Source organism: Salinimicrobium sp. TH3, from assembly GCF_026676115.1.
Classification (GTDB): domain Bacteria; phylum Bacteroidota; class Bacteroidia; order Flavobacteriales; family Flavobacteriaceae; genus Salinimicrobium.
This window is the reverse complement of sequence record NZ_JAPONB010000011.1, coordinates 1-12211: the sequence shown is the minus strand read 5'-3', so window position 1 is coordinate 12211 and position 12211 is coordinate 1. Positions and strand designations below refer to the sequence as shown.

Annotated in this window: 2 protein-coding genes; both read left to right on the top strand. The window is 41.0% G+C overall.

The annotated features are described in order from the left end of the window. The first annotated feature begins 205 nt into the window (after positions 1 to 205). Positions 206 to 11005 (top strand): DUF8693 domain-containing protein, encoded by a 10800-nt coding sequence (locus OU683_RS14655; RefSeq protein WP_268139610.1) that lies wholly within the window; start codon positions 206 to 208, stop codon positions 11003 to 11005. 193 nt (positions 11006 to 11198) lie between these two features. Beyond that, positions 11199 to 12211 (top strand): HYR-like domain-containing protein (locus tag OU683_RS14650; protein WP_442800856.1); only part of this gene is annotated, 1013 nt, incomplete at its 3' end.

Sequence of the window (12211 nt, the reverse complement as noted above, 5' to 3'; positions counted from 1 at the left end):
TCAGCTCCTTTTTTTATTAGTCTTTTTCTTACACTTCACAAAGATTTTCTCATAATTTTTTCTTAAAAGGAGAATCTAATCGATGTTTTTCATACTTTCACCTAATAGTCAGCATCTTACGACTTATATATTGTAAATTAGTTGGTTACTGAGCTCTTTGCAGGAGTTCTTTTTTATAATTCCCCCTACTCTAACAAGGCTGTTTATGGCAAAAAAATTACTTCTAAAAGTATTTACTTTTTGGGCTTTATTACTGACCTCTGCTGTGGGGTGGGGGCAGGAATGTGTTGCTACCGCACCCGCAGTAACGATAACCAATACCACCGGCTCATCTACTTTGTGCAAGAATGGTACGACCACCAGTTCTCCTATTACTTTCACCTCTTCTATTCCATCCAATACTGTAAAGTCATATCAATGGCAGGTACAAATTGGAAGTGGAGAATGGAATGATATCGCCAATGCAATTGAATCTACTCTGTCATACAACAATCCGGCATTAGGGAGCAATAGAATTCGGTTGAAAGTAACCTACTGTCTCACCTCGGAGCCTGATATTGATAAAACAACAACCAGCAACCCATCGGGAATAATTTCAGTTTACGAAAAGAAGGAAGGAAAAATTACTATTTCCGCAAGTAATACAGACATTTGCCCTGGTGAAAATGTCACCTTCACTACTTCAAATCCAGGCAATCTTGGAGCAACTCCGAAATACGACTGGCAGCTGACCAGAAACGGTAATACCACTACAATCAGTACTGCCGCGTCTTTTTCAAATAACACCTTACAAGGAGGAGATCAAATCCGCCTTTTAGTTACCTCCAGTGTACCGTGTGTGGATCCTGTTTATAGCACAAATACAATCACATTCATAGAAAAACCGGGAACTCCAGATGTTCCCGGAACCATTAATATTACGAACGGTTTAAATGAAGATGGAATGGTCTGCCCCAATTCCTCTGTTACTTTGTCCATATCAGATGTGGCGAGGGCATCCTCTTATAAATGGACTTTGCCTTCAGGTTGGACAGGTCAGACGACGGGAACTCAAGTAACTGTAACTACAGGTGCTATAGGCAATGAAAAGGTTGTTAAGGTTCAAGCAATTAACGACTGCGGTACAACAGAAAATTCGACTAGTATAAATGTTGGTCCGGGAAAACCTGCTACTCCCGGAGCAGTCACTGTTGACACTTCTCAGGAAAATGATTTTATTTGTGAAGGCGGATCAGTAACATTGAGTGTACCTAGTGATATTTCTGTTGATGAATATCTTTGGACACTACCTACGGGCTGGAGTATTGCTTCCGGTGCGGGCACCAACCAAATTATAGCTACAGCAGGAAACTTCGGTCAGAATGGTACAGCTTCTGTCATTGCAAGAAATGCATGTCTGGATAGTGATGCTCGTAACGTAACACTATCAATCCATGATCCTATCCCCGCAACACCAAGTGCGATATCGGGTGAATCTGTGGTTTGCCCAAACACAGATGTGACCTATACCATTTCATCCGTGACTTATGCAGACTCGTATATTTGGACCCTTCCAAATGGTACAGAGGTAACTACGCAAACTACTCAAGTCACCTTTAACAGTGGTGCACCGGGCAACGATAAATTGTTAAGTGTGATTGCAGTCAATGAATGCGGTGAGAGTGGTCCTTCCAACGCAAAGTCAATAGATGTTGATAATGGTTCACCCGATGACATTACTATAACTAGTGCCTCAGATGATTCTGAATTCTGTCCACAGACTCCCCAAATAGTTTTTTCTGTTCCTGTGGATTCAAAAGTTGATACTTTCACCTGGACAGTCCCCAGCGGATGGACAATTACCAGTGGTCAGAATACGAATGAACTAACTGTCACTTCCGGAAACCTTAATCAGGATGGGAACATCACAGTTACTGCAAAAAGCGATCACTGCGGTGAAGTTTCTGCTTCTTTTTTTGTTACCGTTAAGAATCCGGCGCCATCAACAGCCGGAATCTCTATTTCCGGTCCGGAGAAAGTTTGTGCTACTGATACAGGAATCGTGTATGAAATTCCCGCTGTAGATTATGCTGATGATTACGTTTGGAATGTACCGGGAAACTGGAACATCATTAGCGGAACCAACACCAATAGGATAACTGTTAATGCAGGCTCAGATGATGTCTTAATTTCCGTTTATACTCTGAATGAATGCGGAGACAGTGGTGAACCAATCGAAATCTCTGTTGTTAGTACAGACGAGGCTCCGGATGCGCCAGCAATTATAAGGTCATCAGAAGATTTTACAAATAATCCAAATGTTTGTCCACCTTATGAGGGGATGCAGTTTGAAATTGATCCAGTTGATGGCGCTACGGTATATGAGTGGAAGGTACCTGTCGGTTGGAACATCACCAATACTAATACGGCAGGAACCTCAGTTATGGTTAGTGCCAGTGCAACAAATAATTACAATGATACTGAAATTGTTCAGGTAAGAGCAGGCAATGGGTGCTACTGGAGTGATTTTACTTCTTCTTTTGCAATTAATATTGACAATTATATCATTACCGATGTCGGAGCTGATCAAACTTATTGCAGCACTCTGGCTCAGGTGAGAATAGACGCGAATGTTGAATTTGGAAATTCCAAATTCACACCTACTCTTACGGCCACCGGACGGGCAGCAAATGCAGGTTTCCAAGGCCTACCAGGCAATAGTGGTGTTTCAGGATCTTTTAATTTTTTCTATACACCTTTACAAGCAGATCTTGATAGAGGTAGTGTTACTATTAAAATGACAGTACCAAAACCAAATGGTAAAAATGCCTGTGGAACTGGAGAAGATGAAATGATCATCTTTTTCAGACCTGACCCCACAGCTACAATTGTCGGTACAACAGCAATCTGTGACGGCAATTCTGCTGATCTCACTATCACTTCAACTCCAAACACAACAGTAACTTACACCATCAATAATGGCTCAGAACAAACTATTTTAGTAGGAGGCAGCGGTACAGCAACATTAAACACCGGCACATTAAATGCTGTCAGCAATATTGACACTGATTTTATTTATACAATAACTAAAGTAAAATACGCTGATGAATTAGGCTGTGAGCAAGCGGTTACAATTAATAATTCGGCAACCATTACTGTTACTCCTACTCCTTCCGTCGATATCAGCTATGACGATGCCTACTGTAATTCTGTTTCAGTTGCAGAAGTTTCCTTTACAGATGGTATAGGGGAATGGGATGAAGGGGTATTCACTGCGAGTGGGGCTTTATCTGGTGAAATTAATGCTGAGAGTGGGGCTTTTAGTCCTGCAAATGTCACTCCCGGAACGTATACCGTCACCTATACCATTGATGCTAATGGAGGGTGCGGGGAAGAGATCAGCACCACAGAAGTTACCATATATGAGCAGGTTCAAATTACTACCGAACCCTCAAATATAAGAGTCTGCGAAGGAGAAAATGCTCAGTTTTCAGTTTCAGCTACCGGTGATGGACTTAAATACCAATGGTTTAAGGGTGCTGTCGGAGCCGGAACTCCTGTAGCGAATGGAACCACAGCGACTTTAACTCTTAACAATGTTTCTCCTGCAGTTGCAGGAAATTATTATGTAGAAGTCGGCGGAACATCTCCCTGCGCAATGAAATCCTCCCAAGCTGTAGCTTTGACTGTCAATGAGGATATCGCTATTACTGCACAACCGGCTAATACCTCAATTTGTGTGGGTGGAAACGCAACTTTATCTGTCGAGGCATCATCGGGTAATGAGATATTGAACTATGAGTGGTTCAAAGGAACACCGGGCTCAGGTACTGCAGTAGGCACAAATTCAGCCTCTCTTGACATCAACGCAGCAACTCTGAATGATGCGGGAAATTACTACGTAGTGATTAGCGGACCCGAAAGTTTTATATGTTCCCCTGTAACTTCACAAACCGCTGTTCTCACAGTAAGAAACATACCAACAGTAGCGATCTCTGGAACTACAGAAATCTGTGATGCAGGGATGACTGATATATTCTTTACCAATGGAACTCCTAATGCTATAGTTACCTACACCATAAATGGCGGAAGCCACCAAACAATAGCACTGGATGCTGCCGGGGAAGTTACTTTATCAACTGGTGCCTTAAGTGTGAATAACGATCAGGTTACAACCTACACCTATGAACTGGTAAGTATAGAATATCCTGATGCTCCGGAGTGTTCAAATACCATTACGGGTTCTACTGAGATCATTGTGAATCCGACACCCGATGTTGACATTTCTTTTGAAAATGATCAGGTGACTTTTTGTAATGATACCTATCAGGGAACCTTTACACCTACACTCACAGGTTCTGGAGCCTTCACCGGGGGACAGTTTTCATCCCAGGGTTTAACCGTCAATGAAGAAACAGGAGCTTTTACTCCTGCAAATGCTACTGCTGGTGAATATACTTTGAATTACTATTTAGGAGAAGCCGGAGGTTGTTCTGAACTTGCTGCCACCCTCCCTATAACAATTGTTACCAGTGTAGAAATAACTTCTGAACCTTTTCCCGTGGCGGTTTGTACAGCCAATTCCACTCAGCTTGAAATGGCAGCTTCGGGAGATAACTTGAGTTACCAGTGGTTCAAGGTTGGAGCAACTTCAGATTCTCAAGTGGGAACAGATTCTCCAATCCTGCAACTCAACAACGCAACTTCTTCTACCGGAGGTAGTTATTATGTAATTGTTAGTGGAGACAGTGCCTGTTCTCCGGTCACATCTGAGGTGGTGACTGTGACTGTAGACGAAAATATTGTAATCGCTGAAGACGATCAGCCGCAAAGTCAGAATATATGTGCAGGTGATGAAACAATTTTAAGAGTTGCGGCTACGGCGTCTGGAGATAACACTGCAATACAATACCAGTGGGAATACAGAGCCACTTCACAAGATGCCTGGAGCAACTTCGGAGCTACAGAGACAGGTGAACTTTTTTCTGAAATTTCAACTGGCCAGGCAGGAGAGTATCGTGCACGTATTGACGGTCCGGATGGTTTTTCCTGCGATACCGGATATTCTCAAATTGTAAATGTTGCCACATTTGAACCGCCAACTGCAGGTGCAGGAGACGATTTTGAGGCTTGCAGTACAGCAACCTCCATATCAATTGGCACTGGCGCGACAGCAGAAAACTTTAGCTCCTTTGAATGGACAACAAGTAATGGTTTTGGAACTATTACGAACGGTAATAGTCCAACTGCTGCAACCTATGCTCCGGTTGAAGGAGATCATGGTAAAGTGTTGGAATTTACACTTACTACGTTTTTTAAAGTTGACGGAGAGCAAATTTGTACTGCAGCTACAGATAGCAAAACAGTTACTATTGTTCCCCAACCGGTAATAACTGAGTTTAGTTACATCACAACAGATAACAGTGCAACTACAGGAGAATTTTGTGAAACTGATGACACCACCTACACTCCTCATACTAACGGTGACAATTTGACCAATGGTACAGGAGTGTTTTCAGTAGATAATTCAGCACTAACGGTTAATTCTTCAACCGGGGCAATTACACCAAATGGAACTACTCCTGGCGATTATGTAATTACCTATAGATATACAGTAAATCCTCAAACAGCAGGTTGTACTGTAGCAGAAAAGAAATTCACCTTCACTATAGGAGAAAAACCAATAGCAGATTTTTCCTATGAAGAGACTCCATTTTGCAGTAATGCCGTAAATCCTCTTCCATTAATGGCTGCAAATGCAATAAAAGGTAATTTTACCTCTAGTCCTGCTGGATTGACCTTTGTGGATAGCACAACAGGAGAGATTGACATAGCAGGAAGTACTCCTGGAACTTATACTGTTACAAACACTATTGCCGCGGCCAACGGTTGTGCAGAAGTTATAGCACCATCAACTATTACCATAAACCAAAGACCGGCTGCCCCAGGCGTTACAGATGTTGCTTACTGTCATAATGCAGAAGGGGCACCTGCTTTAACTGCCACTGCAGACACCGGAGCAACTTTAAACTGGTATCCCAGTGCTGATGCTGCAACTTCATTAGAATCCGCTCCCGTTCCAAACACGGAGACTGTCACTGAAACCCCTATTTCATATTGGGTAAGCCAGATCTCAACGGAGGGATGTGAAAGTGAAAGAGTGGAAATTAAGCTCACAATAAATCCTCTTCCTGACTTATCTATTACGTTTGATGAATCCACAGCTGTTTCAGATGCAGGAAATCCCTTGATCTGTTCGGGAAGCAGTATTGTCCTTACAGGAAATGGGGCTACTTCATATAGTTGGAAAGATGAAAATGGGCAGGAAATTGGCACTTCCGCAGAGCTAACTGTCAATCCAACTTCTGCTTCTACCTACATTTTGACGGGAAGTTTTGAAAGTGGCTGTACAACTACCCGAAACATTACTATAGAAGTTGATGAACCAACGGTGCCCGGTACCCTAACAGGTCCGGAAAGTGTCTGTGTTACCTCTCCAAATGGTACATTAACATTATCCGGACATACAGGTGACGTGCAATATTGGGAAAAATCTGAAGATGGCGGAACGAATTGGATTTCTATTAATAATACGTCCGGAACCTACGATTTTACTAATTTAACAACCGCTACAAAATTTAGAGCCATAGTAAAAAGCGGTGTGTGTGATGAAATGTCCTCGAATAACATTGATGTCACAATTGATGCTTTACCAGAGGGAGGTGTTTTATCATGGTCTCAGGAAGAGTATCAAAGAATCTTTTTAACCTGTGAAATTCAGACTAACGATTTAGAGCAATCTTTAAAATTAGAGGATTTTAGCGGGAATATCCTGGAATGGGAATATAGAACTGCTTCCACTCTCACCTGGGAAATTTATGACAGTCAAAGTTCCACTTTATCGAATTCAGATTTTTTAACGATTTTAGAAAACAATGTGGAAACAACAATTTTTAGAGCTAAAATTGTTAATGGAGCTTGCGAAAATGGTGTTTATTCTCAAACAGCAATTTTAAGTGTGATCCCCTCAGATATTAAACCTGAGCCGGTTGAAGTTACACCCGAAGTCCTTTGTTATGGAAACGAGATCACTTTGAGTTCTGAAATTAAATATGTATCAGAATTTGGAAAATTTGAAGGTGGAGATTTTACAAGTGCCGGAATTAAAAATAATGGATGGGATTTTACAGATCCTAATGGCAACGAAATCAATTATAATGCAAATGCAGATTCAGGAACTCCTATTCACTGGCATAAAACGCAGCCAAAGTGGAAATTTATCACTGCTGATATAAATTCTCCCTACAATACAAGCGAACAATGGTGGAATCCTCGTAATGATGGTCAACAGAATGAACATTTTGCAATTGCACAGAGTACTTATGACTCCAACATGGATACTCCTCCATTTAATTTATTGGCAACCGATGAAGCCGTGCTAACTTTTGATCAGGCGTACAATCTAACCACCGATGCTTCAATAAGAGTAGTATTGCTTAAAAATGGATCGGAATACAAAGAGCTTTACAAAGTGGTGGGGCCGGCAAAAAGTGGTGCTCAGGATCACTTTGGCTATGGTGAGAAGCAGGTCAATCAAATGACCTTTGATTTGGGTAGCTACATTGGGGAGTCCAACCTGCGAGTTCGATTTGAATATAGAGGAGTACGATTAGGAGATATATGGGCGGTAGACAATATTAAAGTACCGGAAGGACCTCAAAATGTATTATTACAATGGTTTTATGATGATAAAGATCCTAATACTACAGAATTAGAACAAATAGGGTTAGACAACGAGAGCACTGTCTCTTTTACACCAAGAAAGATAGGATGGAACGATTTCGAAGTTAAAACGGCATTAATATTAGATAGTAACGGGGATCCTTGTGAAGACATTAACAATTCGGAGACTATTAGAGTGTTTGTTTTCGATCAGTATACAACAGATGTAGTTGCCGAAACGGGGGAATGTGGAAATACTATCGTGAATTTAGTAGCTACTATAACAGGAGCTTTTCAGGGAGATGTAACTGAAGAATTTACTAAAGGTGGATTCAAGACGATAGATGGGTATTCCGGAAAATGGGTGATCACAGGACCTAATGAAGATTATTCTCTTATTAATGCAGATTCTGAAAGCGAATTAAACCCTGTAAATAACCCCAACATTATTTTTGAAGGCGCAGAGATCGGCAATTATACATTCACATGGGAACTAACCCCAAGCGTCGTAGATGAAAATGATGTACTCATTGAAAACACAGGTTGTCCTCCTATTATTAATCCAGTGGAAGTCAACCTCCCAGACTGTACTACCCTTGATTTTGATGGAGTGGATGATTATGTTGATCTGGGAAACAATTATAACGGTAATTATTTTATTGAAGCCTGGATTAGACCTTTCGACAGAGCTATTGATGGAGGAGGCACAACCGATGCTAATAAAGGTGTTATTTTTAGTAGCTCAGGATTCGAAATAAAAATGGAAGATCTTTCTGCAGCCATTGCTAAAAATACTCGCTGGTATCATATTGCAGTTTCCAATGGTGGTGATCTATGGGTTGATGGTGTAAGTGTACCAGGCGGTATTAGCACGAATGGTTCAGGTATCAATAATACCAGTATAGGAGCTCGCTACAATGCTAACACCAAAACTACTTCAAATCATTTCTCTGGATGGATCGATGAACTAAGAATCTGGACCAATCCTCCAACTTTGAAAGAATTACGGTTTATGATGAACCAGCGTATCAAACTAAACGATGTCGCAACGACCGGTTCCCTGATAGAAGGAGAGGTAGTTCCTAACTTGACTCTTCCTGATGGTATAAGTAGTTACCATACTGATACTGCTACTAATACTCACAACCTGGATCAGGACGGAGTCGAGTTTTATAATCAAACCTGGGGTGACCTGGCCGGATATTACAGATTAATTTCAGATAATCCTGATCCAGACAACCTTGTAGAATGCCTAACCTTTGATGACAATTTAAAGCCTTCGGGAGGGGTAACACCAGACCATGCTATAAACAAAGTCCCTGGTAGATTAGTGAATATTACAACAGACCAGGAAAACACTTCCCCTACTCCCTATTGTTCCGGGGCAGACGGAATCTGGGCAGATAAAGATACTTGGGCACGACCCGATGTTTGGGATTATCCTAATAGTACTTTTGATGGTACACCAATAACCTGGAATATTGCCAGAACTCAACATAATATTACTTCGGAGAGTAAAAATATCATTATGCTTGGTTTGTTATCTGATTCAGGATTATTAAGTATAAATAAGGACAATCCATTAACCATCACTCATTATCTACTTTTAAACGGAAACATAGACCTCGTAGGTGAATCCCAGCTTTTACAGGATCATGGCAGCATCCTGGACAATGCCAGTGGTGGTTGGCTGCAAAGGGATCAGCAAGGGAAAAAGCTAAGTTTTAATTATAATTATTGGTCCAGCCCAGTTAGTGCTCAGGGTTCAACACCAAATAATGCTTCATATTCTATTTACGATGTGTTACGGGATTTTAGGCATAAAAATGATCCAGACGCAATCAAATTCTCAGACCAATATGCCGCAGCTGATGGTCCTCTGACAAATCCTATGACTTTAAGCACTTATTGGATGTGGAAGTTTAAAGGCTATGCCAGTTTATATGCAGATTGGGAGTGGATAGGAGCTACCGGTGATATAGAAACAGGAGAAGGCTATACCATGAAAGGTACAGATGGCACAGTGGATATATGGGACAATACTCAGAATTACACCTTTAGAGGTAAACCTCACAACGGTAACATTACCTTAGACTTTAGTGGTGCTCTTAATCACAACTATCTAATTGGAAATCCCTATCCCTCAGCTTTGGATGCAGACAAATTCATTCGAGAAAACCTCGAGGGGGAGATGAATATCGGAAATATTTCTGTAGAAAATGCTAACTTTAATGGCACCATTTATTTCTGGTCTCATTTTGCGGGTAAAAGCCACTATCTTCAACAGTATGTTGGTGGTTACGCAGCTTATAACCTCTCTGGAGGAGTACAGGCGGCTTCCTCGGTCGATCAACGAATTAACAATACCGGAGAAATTTCCACAGAGCCTAAACCAGAACAGTTCATACCTGTAGGTCAGGGATTTTTTGTAAACAAAGTAATGAGCACAACCTTAGGGGAAGACGGAGAATTAGATGTGGTCACGAAGACAGGTGGAGACAATATAATTCTTAGAAATACACAAAGAGCTTTTGAAACAGAAACTGAAGGAAGATCTGTTTTTCAAACTCAGGAGAAAAAAACTATTAAAAGTTTGGCTTCTAATAATACATTAAATGACCAAAAGAAAATCTGGTTAAAATTTAAATCTCCCATGAAGTATCATCGTCAACTTCTTGTTACAGCAGATCCTAATGCAAGTAGCGGCTTTGACCTGGGTTATGATGCACCACTCATAGAGGACATAGAAGAAGATATGTATTGGTCTCCTGATAATTATAAGTTTGTCATCCAGGGAGTAAATAATTTTGATCTTGATCAGGAACTTAATTTAGAGTTAAAAGTTAAAGAAAAAGGAGAACTTACTATAACCATTGACGAATTAAGAAATATTCCCGATGAAATGAATATTCTTTTAAGAGATAGCCTTTTACAGATAACACACGATCTAAGAGAGGAAGATTATGTTACAGAATCGGAGGCTGGAACTTTCACTAACAGGTTCCAAATTGTCTTCCATGACAGGTGGGCTGTTCAGGAACCCGAAGAACCAATCATAGAAGAAGGTCCCATTGAGGTGATCTACGTAAACGGCACCAGGGAAATTATAATTAAAAATCCGGAATTGCTGGAAATTTCGAGAGTCTATCTGAATAACATGCTGGGGCAACAGGTGCATGTATATTACAATATTCCTCTGGAAAGAAGAATTCCTCTTCCAGTCCAAAGATTCAGCGCGGGAGTTTATGTTGTGAAAGTGCATACCGAGCAGGGAATTATTGTCAAAAAGGTGATTCTGGAATAACTCCTTAAAACTCACTAACCAATTAAAAGGCTGCATTTTGCAGCTTTTTTTGTTTTAACAACCCACTATCTGATTTGACTCCTATATACACTTAATCCTATAAAACATGCACTTTACCTCCAAAAAAAAACATAAATAAGAAAAAATGTGCTTTTTTTTCCTACTTTTACCCCCTGATTTCTAACGGTTTGGTATGAAGAAAAACTTTACTCCTCTTAAAATTTCGATTTTCTTTCTACTGCTGACCTCTTCAGCCCTTGCTTCCTATTGGAGTTATCCAGCACTGGAAAGCTACGATTACCCTCAGGAACATCCCGAAATTTCTGTCGCCTGGTATGAGTCTCCTAATGGCATTTTTGCAGTTGCTTTTGATGACTGTAATAGTGATACCACCGATCCTACTGCCAGCAATCCTGCAGGCATAAATGCGCAGTGCCCGGCTGATGTTCCTAACCCAGACATTTCAGTAGTTACAGACGAAGCGGATAACTGTACTGCAAATCCTACCGTGACTTTCGTTTCTGATTCAAGCAATGGACAATCCAACCCGGAAGTCATTACAAGAACATATAGTGTCAAAGATCAGGCAGGAAATTCAATTGATGTTGTCCAAACTATAACTGTGGACGATACCACAGATCCTACTGCCAGCAATCCTGCAGGCATAAATGTGCAGTGCTCGGCTGATGTTCCTAACCCAGACATTTCAGTAGTTACAGACGAAGCAGATAACTGTACTGCAAATCCTACCGTGGAATTTGTTTCTGATTCAAGCAATGGACAATCCAATCCGGAGATCATTATAAGAACATATAACGTCAAAGATCAGGCAGGGAACTCCATTAATGTTACTCAAACAATAATTGTGGACGACACCACAGATCCTACCGCAAGTAATCCTGCAGCTATAAGCGTACAATGCTCAGCTGACGTCCCTGCAGCTGATATTACTGTAGTCACAAGCGAAGCGGATAACTGTACTGCAAATCCAACCGTGACTTTCGTTTCTGATTCAAGCAATGGACAATCCAATCCAGAAGTCATTACAAGAACATATAGTGTAACCGATGAGGCAGGAAATTCTATAAATGTAACTCAAACTATAACTGTCAATGATACTACAGTTCCAACTGCCAGTAATCCTGCAGGCATAAATGTGCAGTGCCCGGCTGATGTTCCTAACCCCGACATTTCAGTAGTTACAGA

Bases quoted from the DNA above. Each gene is read 5' to 3' on its own strand.
- OU683_RS14655 (WP_268139610.1), top strand. From the start codon at position 206: ATGGCAAAAAAATTACTTCTAAAAGTATTTACTTTTTGGGCTTTATTA.